The following is a 16,945-nucleotide window of genomic DNA, read 5'->3' as shown; positions in this document are numbered from 1 at the left end:
TACAATACAAAGAAAAAAGGGTATCAGACTAAACTTATACTATAATTTGATTTTCTCAACTATATAAAAACCATTTTTGATAAGCTTTACAATTATATATTCCTGATCAGAATTGAATGGAATCCTTATTAATTCTACTGATGCTATACCCTGAGAATGAATCTCCTGGCCTAATAGATTGAAGACATACAAGTCAGCACTCTCAAATTCCGCTACACCTTTAGAAGTTATACAAATGACACCATTTGCGTAATAAATTCCCACTAAATCATCAATTATTTCTTCCTCCTCAAAACCGTAAGCATTTTGATGAAATGCAATCACAAACCGCTGTAATTCATCACTTTCAGAAGCACTATAATTATATGTTGGATATTTCTTTAGGTCTTGCTGGAAACCTGTTTTTAAATCCTTTAAAACAATTTGAACACCTGGTATATTTTCTCCTTTCGACATGCTCAAACTATATTCTCCATTCTCAACTTGATCTATATATAAAGGTATGCTTATCATTTCATTGCCCAATGGCTTATTGGCATTGATGCAGAGTTTTTCCCCATCCTCTATAGCAAATAGTTGTGGTACATCTGCTGCAGAATAAAGCTTGTGGGCATCGCCTCTAAAATCAAAATGAGCGGTTCCATTATCTGGGAAACCAATAAAGAGAGTATTTCCTTTAGTTTGATGATTCAATTGAAGTTTAATAAAAGGACTTCCTTTTTCCTTAGTTGACTTATAAAAATTCGATCCATCATGAGTCCTTGCACTCGCAGGAATATTAAAAGACCCAGAAGAAGTTGCCGAAACAAAAAAAACTTTGACTCATAGGAATAACACCATTTGTTAAATCTCCTGTACTCCCATTATAAACTCTATAATCGCCATTATTAAAAGTGGAATCCCAAATATAAACAGCACCTGTTGTATTGGTTGTTAACCAGTTTTCGTCATCCCAATCAACTGCAGACGGAAATGGATTACCAATTAAATTCCAGTTCCCACCAACTCCTCCATAATCCAAATCTACGGATAAGCTTGTTGATTTCAACTCACCCTCCATGTATGCCGTAATAGGAGCCTTAGATTCAGCAACCCAAAATTTATAACCGATACCCATAGGTAAAGACTCGTCAAGGCCTGATATAAAATCCCAAGTACCAACTGGCTCATTATATGAAGCAATATAGGTAAGCGGATTCTCATCAAAATAAAAAGCCCTAGTGGTTAAATTATCAACTGTAGCTGATAAAAAATGCCAAGTATTACTCGTAACATATCTTTCCACTGTATAATCTCCAATAATTGCTCCATCGACAATTAAGGAGCCTGTATTATTAGCATCCGATTCTATAATAAAATTAGAAGCATTGGCAGAATTTGACAAATCTCCGGAGATACTCATATTTCCATCAAGGGAAACAGAAGAAGTAGCATCTTCCAAATTAACATTTCCAGCAACTCTTATTTCATCCTCCTCCAACACTCTTAATCCCATGTTCTGCTTTATTGTTATTTGAGCATGCAAAAGACTTGGTAAAAACAATAGAACTATTATTATTTTAATATGATTTATAATTTGCCTTTTATTTAATGTATTCTTGCCTGCTTCCAACCGTGTTCTTTTCGTAATGAATATCAAAAGACAAAGCAAAAGCCCCTTTAGCATATGTGTCATCATTACTGGTCCCGTTTCTATACAACCTAATCAATAAAATGCTACTTACATTATCTTGAGGGTTCTCTGATCCTGTGAGTGGAGTTATGGGTCCAAAACTAGCTATTAAATACTTATGAGAATCACCATTCACGCTTGCCGTTGCTGTAAGAGTCTCAGCAGCAGGAAAAACATATTGGGTTTCTGAATTATAATTTACCCAGGTATATTCTATAGCCCAAATCACATCTCCAGCGCCATCATCTTCTGGTGACCAGTGTATATGAGGATGGATAGCAGTTCCATTCCAACTATGTGGCATCTGAATAGTCATACCCACTTCCTCCAGTTTACTATCTTCAAACTTGTATTGATAGATCTCATCTATAAAACTTACCCATACTGGCGGATCAACGAACTGCTTTACTTTAGTCGATGCAAAAGGCACTACATAATCATCCCAAACAGTGGCAGCACCATTAAACTCTATGGTTCCATCTCCCTCTGTTTCAGTGAAATTCGTAGCGGTTCCTATTTCTACTTGTGCATTTGCCATTATTCCAAATGACGATATTAAACATAATAATATAAGCTTTTTCATTGTTCGATTTTTTTTGTTGATATAAAGACGGATCATGTTATTGAACATTCACACCCCAACACACTAAAAGACCTGTAATATTTAACATAAAAAGCCACCCAATGGGTGGCTTTTTATGAAACTCTGCTATTCTTATGAATTACTTAATCTCAATCAATCTTTGCATTTTCTCTAATTCTTTAAGATTTTTAGGGATGCTAATTTCTAAAATTCCATTCTTATGCTCAGCATGGATGTTTTCGTGGTCAATCTCCTTTGGTAAAGTGAAGGCTCTTTCAAAAGATGCAGCTTTAAATTCTTTTCTTAGGAACTCGTCTTTGCTTTCTTCTTGCTTATCTTCTACTTTGCCTGATACCTTCAAAAGAGATTTGTCAATTTCAACTTTCACATCTTCTTTCTCCCATCCTGGAATTGAAATCTGAATTTTAAACCCTGTTTCGTTTTCCAACACATTGGTAGCTGGCTTTACCTTTGGTGTAGTTTCAAAATCATTCCACATTTGATTCATTAAATCTGAGAATAATGGGTTTCTGTTTACTTTTACTAAATTCATCATGGTTTTATCTCCTTATTTTTATGTTTTAAATATTTTATTGTTATTTGATTTGAAGTACTCAAATGAAATGCCAAATGAAATTCCGGTCCAAAGCCAGCCATTATGTCGTGTGTGAAAAATATATTATGCCGTTTTGTCTGTTTTCTATTAAATATTGTCAGTTTATAAGCTCATAAAATAAAAGCCTCCATAAAAAAAGCCTGGTCAAATGACCAAGCTTTTGATTTTTTTAAATACGAAATTGGTTAATTAAAAATTCAATTGCCCCATACCTTGATTAAAAACGATATCGATTGGGATACCGGCGGCATCAATTTTATTTAAATCTTTTTGCAAATCAGCATTAATGGTTCCTTTTTCTACGACTAGCTTTTTAGCGGCATCATAATCCCCATCCCCTTGTATTTTAAGGATCAATTGGGTTAACTCTTTTGAAGCATCTTGCATTTTAGCCATATCAATATGATATGTTCCATTTTCTAATTTGGTGAAAGCACCACGCTCTAGGAAGTAATTGAAACGAACCATATTTGATTTCCCATGACTACTGGCAGCTCCAAAACGAACAGAGCGGAAGATACCAGCCATAAAAGTTACGTAGTTATCCATAAGGTCAGCTTCACCAAGCTCACCCATCTCGTGTAACTTAGTTACCATATACAAACCTAATATATCAGCTTTACCCTCCTCAAGAGCAGAGTATTGTTCTTTAATGGCTGAGCGAACATCACCTTTACCATTAATGGTATTCTTGATTCCTAAACCATGAGCCACTTCATGAAACATAGTATTAGCAAAGAATGCATCAAAAGTAACATGTTTGCGTTGACCTTCAGCAATCAAAACTTCACTGATTGGAATTAGTATCTTATCGAATTTGGCTTGCATAGAATTCTTCAATTGCAGACGACGAGATCCTTTTTCTAGTTGCACACGCTCATCATTTGGAAGATTGATGGCAATAGTCTTGGAACCCGCATTACAATCTCCTGCATAGAATACAGCATCATAAGCTCCAAGATCAGCATTACTTCCAGGAATCTCTGCTTTATATTTAGCTTCCACAGGCATTTGCTTTTGCAATTCTGGAAGAAATTGCGCAAAATGTGCTAGCTTCTTAGTCCACTCTAAATCTTTGATAAGAATAAAGGCCTCATGTGCAGCTTTAGTACCAAAAAGAGCATCCTCATAATTCTCTATGGGCCCGATAACAAGATCTACATTATTATCCCTCATGTCCATCCAAGCCATATCACTTGCTAAATAATCATCAGTTAATAATGCTTCTGCTCTTAAATTTAAATAAGTACGGAAGCCCTCGTCTCCGGCCAATTTAGCTGCTTCTTTAAGTAAGTCCACTACTCGATCTATCTCATCTTTAAAATACTCGTGATACCAAACCGACTTGAGCTTCTTATTCTCATCACGCACAATCATGGTATATTGGCTTGATTTATCTTCATCATCCCAAGCCTCAAACTCTTCTTTGGTCATATCAACCGGATAAAACCGAACTCCTGCTGGCTTCTTTCCAATCCCTTCAACAAAGGATGAATTATCATCCAAACGATCCCAAGGTCCATAATTGATTTCGACAAACTTTTTTTGATAAGGATCTTCTAATTTAGCCATCAGACTAGCCTTGTCACCATAGCTTTCTTGCCAATAAATAGAATTCATCACTTCTGCAGCTTGGAAAAGGAGTTTCAACATTTCCTTTTCATCAACCGAAAGATGAGAAATATCCGAAGTCAAAGTGAAATCAGTATAGGTCTCTACTAAACTTTTCATTTTAACATCCTCTGTTTTAATCTTTTCCCCCATAGGCTTTGGTTCATCTCCACAAGAGTTTAAACTCATTGCAAAAGCACCAAGCATCATAAAAATTAGTGTTTTCTTTATCATTTTGTTGTGTTTAAATTTCATGTGGACGAAATTACAGAATTTATTTGATCATTTACCTTCACATCTAAAATGCAATTCCTCCTATCTTAAATAAATTTTATGAAAATAATCTTTTATTTTTTGAAAACTAAATATCTATTTTTTTTAAATCATTACACCTTTGATTATAGGCTAATTACAAAAATCAAAACATACTTATACCCCACCTTGGTATAGTATTATATTTTCATATATATTTGTTAACCTTCAATTACAATATTTGTCCATATCAAGATTTTTACTAATTTTATCGCGTTACTAAAAGAGGAGATAAGTATGGATTTAAAATTAAAAGGCCAATATTTTTTGGTCACAGGTGCAGGTAGCGGCTTTGGAAGAGCAATAGCCGAAGCGCTTATTAAAGAAGGAGCATTTGTTTTTGCTAATTCCAAAACTGAGGAAAAATTAATAGAGCTAAAAAAGATGGCTCCCGAGCAAGTTGAGTATTTAGCTGTTGACATCACCATTCCATTAGAACAAGACAAGGTTTTAAATATGATAGGCAATAAGAGACTATCAGGAGCGGTGATCAATGCAGGTGGGCCACCAGCAAAAAGCGCTATGGAATCGAGATTGAATGACTGGGATACAGCCTATAAGTCATTGGTTCGTTGGAAGGTGAGAATTACCAAAAAGCTAGTTCAAAGATTTATTGGATGGGGCGGTGGAAAAATGGTGTTTGTGGAGAGTATCTCTGTAAAGCAACCAGTAGCGAACTTAGTTTTAAGTAACGCTTTTAGGTTAGCCATGGTTGGTTATGTAAAAACCTTCTCTCAAGAGGTTGGAAACAAAGGTGTTAATATGAATATATTGGCCCCGGGTTATCATGACACCAGCGCAATGGACAGAATCATTTCAAAAAAGGCTTTAATTTCTGATATTTCAGAAGAGGAAGCTCGTGAACAAATTGAAGCAGAATCCTTGAATGGTAAAATGGGAGATCCAAAAGAGTTTGCAAGCCTAGCATTATGGCTGCTTTCTCCTCAATCTGCTTATGTTACTGGCCAAACTATTAGTGTAGATGGTGGGTTAACAAGAGGCGTTTTTGGATAATTAAAACCAAAAAAAATTAAAGCCGAATATGAATCATATTCGGCTTTTTATTTGCTATCATATTGGATATTTCATCAAGGCCTTCCCTTTACCTATCAATACCATTGGTTTATTTCTCTTATTTACATCAATAACATACCCAGTATTTCCCTTGAGCTTTTTACTCATCAGTCCATCTGAGTTGAATAAATATAGGGTTTCCCCTTCTTTATCAAAAACAGCTAGTATCTTACGCCCTGACACACTAAACAACTGAGGTTTAATGAGAATAGGACGCTCAAAGATATAGTTGACAAATGATTTCTTCAATCGGTCAAATACATTCAGCTCCTGGCCATCAAGATAAATAAAATCATAATTTCCATTTCCACTAAAATCACTATAAATGAAGAAATGATCTTTAGAATAATCTCCAAAATCAGTAGATTTCACCTGACCCTTTTCTGGAATATAAATGAGTTTCCCATCTGAATCTGTCGTTATCATCATTCCTTTGCTATTGGTTCTATTGGCATAAACATCGGAACCTAAGGCATTGGTGAAAGACTTTCTGATTTCTAAACGAACCTTTCCATTTCTATCAAACATTATGATATTCCCATTTTGAGCCTCTGCTATCAAATAATCTTTACTATTGGCCACCACATGACTCATTGGCTTTACGATCTGCTTTCGTGTATTTTTTGATTTCCAATCCTTTAGAAGGCTTCCGTCTTTTTTATAATTATAAACCTCCCCATTAAGGCAAGGAATAAGAATTCTATAATCTTTATTATTCTGATAATCTATTACAGACAAGCCCGTACTGGCTTCGCTATTTAATTTAAGGGGATAATTGGCCACAAAGTTACCTGTCAAATCAATTAAGTACATATAATTCTCGCTATTAAATAGATATTGAATTTTTCCATTACCATAATAGTCTATTTCAAAAACATTACTGATGGGCTTTTCCTCTATTTGCTTTTTCCAAACAATATCGCCTTGCTCATTAATGAGATACATTTGCCTAAAATCATCAAACACAATATACTTATGACTGGCATCTGTATGGTCAGTTACAATAAAAGGCCCGCTAACAATATCACTATCCATCAGCACCTGCCATTGAGAACTTTTCTCGGTTTTCTCCCCAGATAAACCAGCGAATATTCCAGTATAAACCATCCTATTTTTCCAGTTGAGCTGGAGGGAATAACCATTCAAGTCTTTTTTAAATATGGAAAGCTCATTTATACTTAGCTCTTCTTTCTTTTGGAAAATATTGAATATTTCTGAAACAGAATGTGGCCTATTTACATAAAATGTGAAATTGGTATTTTTAGAAAGGTTATCAGAAAACTCATGATAGGATTCTTTCTTTTGGAGGATGGAACCCGATTCCAAAAGATCAATATATTCTTTTAGATCTTCAATGGACTTAGAAAAAATCACCAGTTCGTCTACCACCGCAAAATAAGATTTCTTAGTAGTACTAAACCAAGGGCCAAACTGACTCATTAAGAAATCGGGGTAATTGATCTCTTTTAGCTTTAGGTTTTTATAATCCATACTAATCATGGAGGGCTGCGACAGGTGAGCAATATCTGACAATAATCTATAACTCTCTCGCCCCTGCTGAGCCAGAAACAATCCATATTCCTTACCATCCTCCGTTTTTATATTGGCCATTTCTCCGGCCCACCATTTAGCATGAAGCTCTTCGGGCTTTTGCTTTAAGCCATTTTCCACCTCTAGGATAGACTTGGAGTATTTACCCCATTGCCCAGAGGATTTTAAATAGCTTTTCCAAGCCTGATAATAACTTGAATAATCATTTAAGCTTAAATGATAATAGGATTTGGTTTGATAAGGAAAGTGATCGCTGATGGTCATCCCCACAGACTCTTGGTCTTGAAATATATTCATTAAAGAAACTCCACTATCTCCAGGTATACTATATCCATTTAATAGTAGTTCATTGGTCTTTATACTTAAATCGAGCCCCGTCCATGCGGCTATATTTTTGGGATTTTGCCAAACTATAGATGGTGTTTCGCTTGCATTCTGAGGATAAATGTCTTTGAGCTTATCAAAATTAATGAAAACATGAGCATCTGACCTTTTGCCACTTACTTTCTCTAAAGACTGAAATTCTTCTGAATGACGAAACTTATTGGAGCCATTTACTAAGCCAATGGATTGCACTAATAATTCTGGGGAATCTGATATAAAATACCATCCTCTCTTTTCGCTGATACAAAGCTGATGCTTTTCTTGGTTAAGTTCAAGATAATATTCACTTTCAAGGGTTTTCTCTTGAGTAATGGGGGATTCATTTAGTTGCGATAATATATCTCGCTCAAAATTCTGCAAGCTATAACCGAAAGAAGGGAATAATAACAACCACCCTTGCTGGTGTCGTGAGAGCAAAACAGGCTGTTGTAAATCTGTAAAATGGGCAGTTTCCTCTTCAAAATAAGTTAAAACCTGCGGAAGAAAATATTGAAAGCTCTCTAGCTTTGGCCATTCTTTAAGTACCTTTCCATAAGAGCTTTCCGAATCCCAATTTTGATATAATTTATCAAATTGCGGGATCTCAATAATTAAAGCCGCATCATCGGGAATCAATTTTACTGGATCTTTAATCCCTTGAAATAATTGTTGATAGAAATATATTCCTCCTCCTAGAAAGCCAATAAAAATAAAGACAATCAAGAGATAGGATGTTCTGAGGTTGATTTGCATAGATCTATTTTATATTCAATAAAAATACAACACAGGTCAATCGATATTATTGAAATCAATAAATATCATCAACAGCTGTTTGTGAATTAATTAAACGTAAAATAGTAAGGATAGTATATTTACTAAGTGATAAAATACCAGATTAAGTTCAAGTTTTCTACTTATAAAACCACTAGCTTTTTAGTACTGCCATTTGCCAATTTCAAAATATAAATTCCTTTTTCCCATTCTGAAATATCAATTCTTTGATTTGGTGACACCATCAATGTATTGACAAATTGACCAGATTGATTATATACAATCATTTCAGATTTCTCTTCAATATCAATAGTAAAATAGTTAGTAGCTGGGTTTGGACTAATGCTTTGCTTAGAATCATCTGAAAAAGTTTGTATTCCTACAGGATTGGTCCACATAGGTTCATAACTAACTAAACCTAAACTGGCATCATCGGTTTCATGATATATAGCATCTTCGGCTTCTGCTAACTCTGTGGTACCCCAGAAATTATAAATGGCGTTGATTGGGTTTGGGGTATTGTTATAAAGAGCAAAAACATCTCCTCCGTTACCATTATTATACAATCTGTTTTTACCAGGACTGTTTTCTGTTCCATCGCCTAAATCTGGGGAAGCATTTAACTGTATAGTCACTCCCCAAAGGTTACCATAAATCACATTCTCGGTAACCACAGAAGTATTTGTTTCGTCTCCATAGAAGTTTAATCCACTACCACCTAGCATGGGGTCGTTTTGAATATTATTATCAGCCATAATGTTCCCAGCAATTATGGAGGTGATAAAAGTACCTATTTGGGCAATTCCATACCTGTTATTGAGAACATAATTATTTGTAATAATAGAATTTGAACTTCCTCCTACCAAATTTGAAACAGCAATTCCACCTGCATTATCAAAGGAACCACTTATGTAATTGCTATCAATAACAATCGGACTAATGCCATCTGAAGTTCCTAAGTTAATTTGAGGAGTATTTGAATTTACAGTCACATTATTGACAATATTATTATTAATAATCTGAGGGCTAGAAGAGGAGTTTGCTCCAGAGGAAATAGCTGCTCCTGCATTATTTTGGAAATCACAATCTCGAATTATCGGATTTGAATCGAATAGGTTTATGGCTCCAGAGGAATATTCCTGACCAAAACCCCTAAAATAACAATTTTGAATAAGCATATCCGAGTCAACAACTTTTATTCCTCCGCAGCCCTGAATCATGGTGTTTTTTAAAACTGAAGCTGATGAATTATCAAACCTAATTCCTTCAAAATTTCCAATACTCGCACTACTTGTAATTCCAAATTCGTCTGCTGTCACTAACAAAACACCTTCAATAGTCCATAATTTATCAATAGCAATACTTAACTGAACATCCTCCTCCACCTTTAGAGTATCACTGGCCGAGATGATAATACTTTCGTTAAAACTAAATCCATCACCGTCTGCGGTAATAGCGCCAGCCGAGATATCCACTAGGTCACCCAGTGTATAGGATCCATTATTTCCTGGCGTAGAATATTGCGCCATAACTTGAATAGTAAAAAGACTTATTAATAGTAGTAATATTTTTTTCATAATCTTGGTTTTTAATGATATTTTTGCAGCACCGATACCATAGCAAAAATAATAAAATGAGCGATCAAATCAAACATGAATGCGGAATTGCCCTTCTTAGACTCCGTAAACCATTAGAACATTACCTTTCTAAGTATGGGACAGCATTTTACGCCCTCAATAAAATGCACCTATTAATGCAAAAACAGCATAATAGAGGCCAAGATGGAGCCGGAATAGCCAGTATCAAGTTAAATATGCCTCCCGGAGTAAAGTATATCGATCGTCAGCGATCAAATTCAACCACCCCCTTAAAGGATATTTTTAATGCTGCCTACGAACCATTTCAGCAATTAGAACAGGAAAATCCTAAAATGCTCAACGATGTTCAATGGCTTAAAAACAATGGCCGTTTTACTGGGGAGGTTTTTATGGGTCATCTACGATATGGTACTTTTGGAATCAATAATATCCAAAGTATTCATCCAGTATTGAGAGTGAATAATTGGAAAACGAGAAATTTGGTTTTGGCTGGTAATTTCAACCTCACCAATGTAAACGAGTTATTTGAGCGTTTGGTAGCCTTTGGTCAGTTTCCTGTGGAGACTAGCGATACCATTACCATGTTAGAGAAAATTGGTCACTTTCTTGATGAAGAAAATGAGGAGCTCTATCGTCGATATAAATACGAAGGTCATAATAAACAAGAAGCCACCGAAAAGATTGCTGATGCCTTAGATATTAGTAATATTTTATCGAGAGCATCAAGCGATTGGGATGGTGGATATGTGATTACTGGTTTACTTGGGCATGGAGATTCATTTGTAATGCGCGATCCAAATGGGATTCGACCGGCCTATTATTATATGGATGATGAAATTGTGGTTGCCGCCTCTGAGCGCCCTGTCATCCAAACCACTTTCAATGTAAAAGCTGAGGATGTCAAAGAGATAAAACCTGGACACGCTTTAATCATCAAACATCAAAATACCGTTGAAGAAGTAGAAGTACTTGCTCCTAAAGAAAAGAAATCATGCTCTTTCGAAAGGATTTATTTTAGTCGTGGTACCGATATTAACATCTATAAAGAAAGAAAGAAATTAGGATCTATTATTACTCCAGAAATTCTAAAGGAAATCAATTACGATTTACACAATACCGTATTCTCTTATATTCCAAATACTGCTGCCGTGGCTTATCAGGGGATGGTTGAAGAAGTTAATCATTTCTGTAATAAAGTTAAAGCGGAGAAAATTCTTGAACTTGGCAATGAGGTCAGTAAAGAAAAGGTAGAAGAAATTATGATGTTTACACCACGTATTGAAACTGTGGCGGTAAAAGACATGAAGCTTCGTACCTTTATTACTCAGGATAATCAAAGAGACGATTTAGTAGGCCACGTTTACGATGTTACCTATGGTGCCATTAGAGAAGGAAAAGATAAATTAGTGATTATTGACGATAGTATTGTGAGGGGAACCACTCTGAAGCAAAGTATTATCAGTATTATCGACAGATTAGGTCCAACAGATATTATTGTAGTTTCTTCGGCTCCTCAAATCAGATATCCTGATTGCTATGGTATTGATATGGCTCGACTTGGTGATTTTATCGCATTTAGAGCCGCCATTGAATTATTGAAAGACACCAAACAGGAGTCTATTATCAATACGGTTTATAATAAATGTAAGGCTCAACAAAAGCTTCCAAAAGAAGAAGTAGTGAATTATGTAAAAGAGATATACGAGCCCTTTACAGCCCAGCAAATTTCTGATAAAATTGCGGTATTGGTTAGCCCTAAGAAAGTGAAGGCAAGGGTTAAGGTATTATTCCAAAGCATAGAAAATCTGCACATTGCGGTACCAAACCACACTGGAGATTGGTATTTTACTGGCAACTATCCAACACCTGGAGGTAATAAGGTAGTTAATACTAGCTTTATCAATTATGTAGAAGGTAATCTAGGAAGAGCATATTAAGCATAAGATTCCATCAAATTTAAATAGCCACAAGTATTAACTTGCAGCTATTTTTTTTTGTTTTACTCAAGTTTCGCACTTAACATGAGTCTTGCAATGACTTGATAAACAGTTGTTTCCAAGTTCGGTTTTTTTCTTTGAGTTACCTTTGTGTTTTCTTTGTGCAACTTTGTGTTATAGCTAAAAAGTTATTACACAGAGGTTCCCAAAGTAGTCGCAAAGGTTCACGAAGAATTCTTTCTGGTAATCAGAATATATCACAACTAGAATTAGTGGATATTTCATAAATTGAACATTTAAGCCAAAGTGCGAAACTTCAGTTGTTTTATAAATTGATGAAAGATAAGCTCTTTGAAAACCAGGCTCCTTTTAAGGTTGAAACAAATTTGATTTTAAATGATTTAATCTGCAATAGTCTACTTAAAAAAAGCCATCAAGGAAATCCTTGATGGCTGAAAAAATCAATTCCTCTATTATAAAATCTTTATTTAAAAGGCTGATTACTCAAAAGCAACACTTTTAACTTGATAAGTATCATTTGAGATTATTTTGATGAAATACACTCCTCTTTTGTAAGAGGAAATATCAATATGACTTGTATTGCCATTTGAATAAACGTCACTGAGCACCTGTCCCAATTGGTTTAATAATTGAATGCGATATTCCTGAGCCTTATTCAAGCGAATAGAAATCTGCTCCTGAGCTGGATTTGGATATACACTAAACTGAGCGGCACTGAAATTTGAAACCTGATCAATTATAGGTTCTAAACTAATATCAAGCTCCACCACTTCTTCAGCAATATCTATTGTTCCTTCATAGGAATAGAAAGCTTCTTTACTCACAGTAACATCAATATCTTCCCCAAATACAATATTACTAAAGGTGGCTACTCCTTGTGTATCGGTTAGCATGATAGAGCCGTCCAAGTTTACTTCTGCTCCTTCTATGGCCTCACTACTTTCTTCATCTGTGATGGTAAAAACTACCGTTGCAAAATCGAATTCAGATTCTCCAATACTACCATCGGTAAAAATATTCTGAGCCATCACTCTGGTATCATTTCCCAGTTCATCGCTCCATGTAACTACAGCCTGATTGCTATGAAATTTGCTTAAGAAAGCATGAGATTTTGAATTTTGAGAATTGCTAATCTCAGTTGGGCTCTCCCAAACTTGTTCACCCTCGGCATCTAATGCCAACATATTTAAACTTCCTAAATAGGTAGAACCTTCAAAGAAATTACGATAAAAATAATAAGTTTCATCCTCTATTTGTACGGCTTGAGAACCTGCTTGAAGTTGATCGTTCATTCCAATTATGGTAGCTCCTGCATCACCTTCTAATAATTCGCCATCTGCACTCACTCTTTGGTATTTTAAGGCAGCCATACTCTGGTTTCCATTTAACAGGTTCCATAGCACCACAAATTCTCCATTGGTATTGGTACCAGAAATCACTGCTGAAAGTTGATGTCCACTGGCTTCTGTTCCTAATAATAGGCCATCGGTTTCCCATTTTACCACACCATCAGCGTCCACATATTGAGCATATACTTCATTGGTCATATTAAAATAGCGGTCGTCGTCCCAAGCAAAATATAAGCTACCATCACCAGTTCCAAAAAGGTGCAAATCGTCCCAAGCAGCAATTCCTCCAGCTTCGGTAATTATTTTTTCTGAATCCCAAACCATTTCACCATCAGCATCGCATCTGATGGCAGCAATATGACGAGTTAAGGCTGGGAAATTCCCTGTTTCTTTAAAGAAACCAAAACTAAAGCCGCCATCTTCATTGGCTATAGCGGAAGGGAAAGCCCATTTAGAACCAAATCCCGAGAAAGATTTTCCTTCTTCACCCCAAGGCAAAGTACCATCTTCTAATATTTTATGAACAAAGATCTTATCTGTTCCTGCTGTATAATTAGTGGAGAATAAAACAACAAGGGCATTATCATTAGTGACCACTCCCGTAGGCTGATATTCATCAGAACCAGAAACCGGAAATACAATTCCATCTTCTCCCCATAAGTTATTACCTTCGGCATCTATCTTATAAACCACTACATCTTTATTTCCATTTCTAATGTCGGAAAATATCACAATGGCATTTCCATCCATATCACTAAGGAGTGTATAATCGTCTACCCAAGAATTCTGAGGATGTATACTCACCTTCATGTCATTTTCCCAATTATCAGTACCATCATGGGCCAAGAAAGCCAAATTCATATCTAAATTTCCTGCTCCACCATACCAACTAAAAAAGTATTCACCACTTGGCGTGCTGGCCACCTTAGGTACATAATGTGCATTGGCATCATCATTAATAATGGTATTGACTTCTGCATTATCAGTCCATTGTGCTTGAGCGCCCAGACTTAGTATTAAGAATAAAAATAATAGTTTTTTCATGAGATATATTTTATGTGAATTTGTTATTTCCTTTTATTTATTTCCTTCCATGCAAACATAAAGTCAATTTATCATTTAAAGGCTAGGATGGACCAATCTAAGTTACGCTACTGAAATGATATATTGATATTTTACTACTGCAATATACGTAAAATTCAGATATTCAATACACTAAAATTGCTTCAAATAATCAAAAAGATGATCTGCATTTTCAATGTTTAGTTTTTTGCGTAGTCTTAATCGAGCAGATTCCACACTTCTCACCTGCCTAAAAGTAAGCGAAGCAATATCTTTAGTACTCAAACCCAAACTGATAAAAGCACATAATTTCTCCTCGTTTGCACTGAGGTCGGGATGATAAGCAATCAGGTTTTCATAAAAAGAAGGATGCACTTGTTGGTAATAGGTTTTAAATTCTTCCCAATCACTTTTCATCAGGTCGCGCTTCATCTGCTGAATCACCTGTTCCAATTCTTTCTTGGTTCCTGCTTTTAGGGCTTGGTTATATATGAGCTGACTCAAACGGCTAATGATTTCTTCGGTGGCCTGCACATGTTTTATAGAAGATAGCGAATAGGTAGCCAGTTGACGAGATTTAGCATTTAGCTCCAGTTTCAATTGCTTCTCGTTTTGCTGATGTATAAGGTCCTGCTGCTCTTGTATGGTTTGGTTTTGCTCATTCACTTGTTGACTCATTTTCTTTTCAAAACCTCTTTTTCTATAGAGGATGGTTAGCAACCACAGCAGAACAATCAGGCTTATCACAGAACCTATCAACATCAGATTCCTCTGATTTAATTTAAGCTGGGCTAAAGCTAGATTATTTTCGAGCAGTCTATTTTCTTGTTCTTGCCATTCTAGTAAATAAATCTGATGAACCTCACTTTGCTGTATGGATTTCCAGGTCTCATTAATAGAATCCTGAATACTATGGGCTTCTTTTAAATAAAAATAGGCCTCATTCAGCTTATTCTCTTGCTCATACAAATCAGCCAATTCAAATAATACCTCTACCTTTAATTTGGGAACAGAAATAGAATCGCTCAGAACCAATGCCTTGGTCAAATAGGAAATGGCTAAATCAAAAGAAAGCCGATCCTTAGCAATATTCCCAAGTCCTTCGTTACATTTCAACTGAAGCTCTTCAAATTGATGATCTACCGCAATCTCTAATCCTTTAGCATAATAATATTGAGCTTGCTCCCTATCGCCCGATTTATAAAACAAACCAGCATATTCCTCATATAAAAAGCAGTTTTGATACTGACTTTGCAGCTTGGGTAATATTACTTTACATTTTTCGGCATATAGAAATGCGGAATCCAGAGGAGTCAAATCCGCATACATCACCATCAAATTAAAATAGGCATCATATTTTTTACCAAGGTCATTGGCCAATTGAGCAATTTGAAGGGCTTTATGTTGAAGTTGTATGGCTTGATCTAAGTTTCCTTGAATAAAATAGAGATTACTAATATTATTCAATGCAGTGGACTGCCCTACTTTCCAATCTACTGAATCGCTAATACTTAAGGACTGATAATAGGCTTTTAAAGATTTATTATAAATGCCGAGTTCTTTATAGAGTATGCCTTCTACATTGAGCAAATAGGCTTTTCTTCGCCAGTCTTCAGTGGAATGATAGCCCAAGGAATCTGATATGGCATTGGCATCTAAAAACACCTCGAATGCCTTAGCATAATATCCAGATTGAGCCAAAATATAGCCATAGCTAATTTGTGCTTTGACACCCGGTATGGGCAGGTTTAAATCTCTAGAAAGCTGATAGGCTTTATGGGCAAATAGTTTACGCTCCTCTAAATTAAAATGCTCATCTTGCGATAATTCTGTATATCTTTTCAGTTGCTCTATATTCATCTTATAATTGGAGGAGTCCACTTGAGCCAGCCCAGCAATAGAACACAAAATCAACAGAATAAATAAGAATCTCTTCATGGCAGAATATTAACACTCAAAATTACATGAAAAACTTAAGACATCAAGATATCACCCTAAAAGGCATTTGTCCAATAAATTGAAATAAATGGACACATGGATAGATTGTGTTCATTTTTGATTGGTTTTTTGGTATTTGTTCAATTATATTAAAAATCTGGACAGATATGATGGGTCTAAATGTGTTTTATGTGAACAATGAAATCCCCATGTATTAAAAGATGAGTTAAAAGAATTAGCAATACGAGGGTTGGGATACGAAATAGAAGTAGTCACAAGTAAAATTGATTTAAGCAACACCGAAAATTGATTAAGCAACATAAAAAACAAGAACATATCAATCAGTATATCAACACATAACACAAACTAAGTAACATTTTGATATAAATAAGCAACAAATTTTTTTAGCATTAAAACACCAAGGCAAAGCCAGTGAATGATGATTTGATTAGGATTTTGGAGGGGGTAGATTGAATCAAAGCTTATG

Annotated in this window: 11 protein-coding genes; 2 read left to right on the top strand and 9 right to left on the bottom strand. The window is 35.4% G+C overall.

Features of this window, described 5'->3' with window-relative positions:
• Nucleotides 1–39: 39 nt before the first annotated feature.
• From HNS38_RS11440 to HNS38_RS11420, 5 genes are all read right to left on the bottom strand, one after another.
• Complete coding sequence (locus HNS38_RS11440) at nt 40–693, bottom strand: hypothetical protein (protein WP_172346506.1); 654 nt, start codon at nt 691–693, stop codon at nt 40–42.
• An 85-nt stretch (nt 694–778) separates the two neighbouring features.
• Nucleotides 779–1,495, bottom strand: coding sequence for a hypothetical protein (locus HNS38_RS11435; protein ID WP_172346505.1), 717 nt, complete (start codon nt 1,493–1,495; stop codon nt 779–781).
• An 88-nt stretch (nt 1,496–1,583) separates the two neighbouring features.
• The gene (locus HNS38_RS11430) at nt 1,584–2,255 is read right to left on the bottom strand and encodes a hypothetical protein (protein WP_172346504.1); all 672 of its coding nucleotides are present in this window, start codon (nt 2,253–2,255) and stop codon (nt 1,584–1,586) included.
• 139 nt (nt 2,256–2,394) lie between these two features.
• Nucleotides 2,395–2,811, bottom strand: a complete 417-nt coding sequence (locus HNS38_RS11425) for an Hsp20/alpha crystallin family protein (RefSeq protein ID WP_172278682.1) — start codon at nt 2,809–2,811, stop codon at nt 2,395–2,397.
• A gap of 249 nt (nt 2,812–3,060) precedes the next feature.
• Nucleotides 3,061–4,716: a Zn-dependent hydrolase gene (locus HNS38_RS11420; protein ID WP_172346503.1), complete on the bottom strand. Its 1,656-nt coding sequence runs from the start codon at nt 4,714–4,716 to the stop codon at nt 3,061–3,063.
• Nucleotides 4,717–5,031: 315 nt separating this feature from the next.
• On the opposite strand from HNS38_RS11420, the gene HNS38_RS11415 reads away from it, so the two are divergent.
• Nucleotides 5,032–5,808, top strand: coding sequence for an SDR family oxidoreductase (locus HNS38_RS11415; RefSeq protein WP_172278686.1), 777 nt, complete (start codon nt 5,032–5,034; stop codon nt 5,806–5,808).
• Nucleotides 5,809–5,865: 57 nt separating this feature from the next.
• On the opposite strand, the gene HNS38_RS11410 is transcribed toward HNS38_RS11415, so the two are convergent.
• Entirely contained in the window at nt 5,866–8,535 is a 2,670-nt protein-coding gene (locus HNS38_RS11410; protein ID WP_172278688.1) for a hypothetical protein, read from the bottom strand.
• A gap of 161 nt (nt 8,536–8,696) precedes the next feature.
• On the bottom strand, nt 8,697–10,130 hold the full coding sequence (locus tag HNS38_RS11405) for a T9SS type A sorting domain-containing protein (protein ID WP_172278690.1): 1,434 nt from the start codon (nt 10,128–10,130) through the stop codon (nt 8,697–8,699).
• 56 nt (nt 10,131–10,186) lie between these two features.
• On the opposite strand from HNS38_RS11405, the gene HNS38_RS11400 reads away from it, so the two are divergent.
• Nucleotides 10,187–12,088 carry an amidophosphoribosyltransferase gene (locus HNS38_RS11400; RefSeq protein ID WP_172278692.1) on the top strand — a complete coding sequence of 634 codons (1,902 nt, stop codon included), beginning with the start codon at nt 10,187–10,189 and terminating at the stop codon, nt 12,086–12,088.
• Nucleotides 12,089–12,588: 500 nt separating this feature from the next.
• Here HNS38_RS11400 and HNS38_RS11395 read toward each other — a convergent pair whose 3' ends face one another.
• The gene (locus HNS38_RS11395) at nt 12,589–14,502 is read right to left on the bottom strand and encodes a T9SS type A sorting domain-containing protein (protein WP_172346502.1); all 1,914 of its coding nucleotides are present in this window, start codon (nt 14,500–14,502) and stop codon (nt 12,589–12,591) included.
• A gap of 171 nt (nt 14,503–14,673) precedes the next feature.
• Entirely contained in the window at nt 14,674–16,458 is a 1,785-nt protein-coding gene (locus HNS38_RS11390) for a tetratricopeptide repeat protein (protein ID WP_172346501.1), read from the bottom strand.
• Nucleotides 16,459–16,945 lie beyond the last annotated feature (487 nt).

The sequence above is a fragment of the Lentimicrobium sp. L6 genome, from assembly GCF_013166655.1.
Taxonomy (GTDB): Bacteria; Bacteroidota; Bacteroidia; order Bacteroidales; family UBA12170; genus UBA12170.
This window is presented reverse-complemented; position numbering and strand designations above follow the sequence as displayed.

Bases quoted from the DNA above. Each gene is read 5' to 3' on its own strand.
- HNS38_RS11425 (WP_172278682.1), bottom strand. From the start codon at position 2,811: ATGATGAATTTAGTAAAAGTAAACAGAAACCCATTATTCTCAGATTTA.
- HNS38_RS11410 (WP_172278688.1), bottom strand. From the start codon at position 8,535: ATGCAAATCAACCTCAGAACATCCTATCTCTTGATTGTCTTTATTTTT.
- HNS38_RS11405 (WP_172278690.1), bottom strand. From the start codon at position 10,130: ATGAAAAAAATATTACTACTATTAATAAGTCTTTTTACTATTCAAGTT.
- HNS38_RS11400 (WP_172278692.1), top strand. From the start codon at position 10,187: ATGAGCGATCAAATCAAACATGAATGCGGAATTGCCCTTCTTAGACTC.
- HNS38_RS11435 (WP_172346505.1), bottom strand. From the start codon at position 1,495: ATGGGATTAAGAGTGTTGGAGGAGGATGAAATAAGAGTTGCTGGAAAT.
- HNS38_RS11415 (WP_172278686.1), top strand. From the start codon at position 5,032: ATGGATTTAAAATTAAAAGGCCAATATTTTTTGGTCACAGGTGCAGGT.
- HNS38_RS11430 (WP_172346504.1), bottom strand. From the start codon at position 2,255: ATGAAAAAGCTTATATTATTATGTTTAATATCGTCATTTGGAATAATG.
- HNS38_RS11390 (WP_172346501.1), bottom strand. From the start codon at position 16,458: ATGAAGAGATTCTTATTTATTCTGTTGATTTTGTGTTCTATTGCTGGG.
- HNS38_RS11395 (WP_172346502.1), bottom strand. From the start codon at position 14,502: ATGAAAAAACTATTATTTTTATTCTTAATACTAAGTCTGGGCGCTCAA.
- HNS38_RS11420 (WP_172346503.1), bottom strand. From the start codon at position 4,716: ATGATAAAGAAAACACTAATTTTTATGATGCTTGGTGCTTTTGCAATG.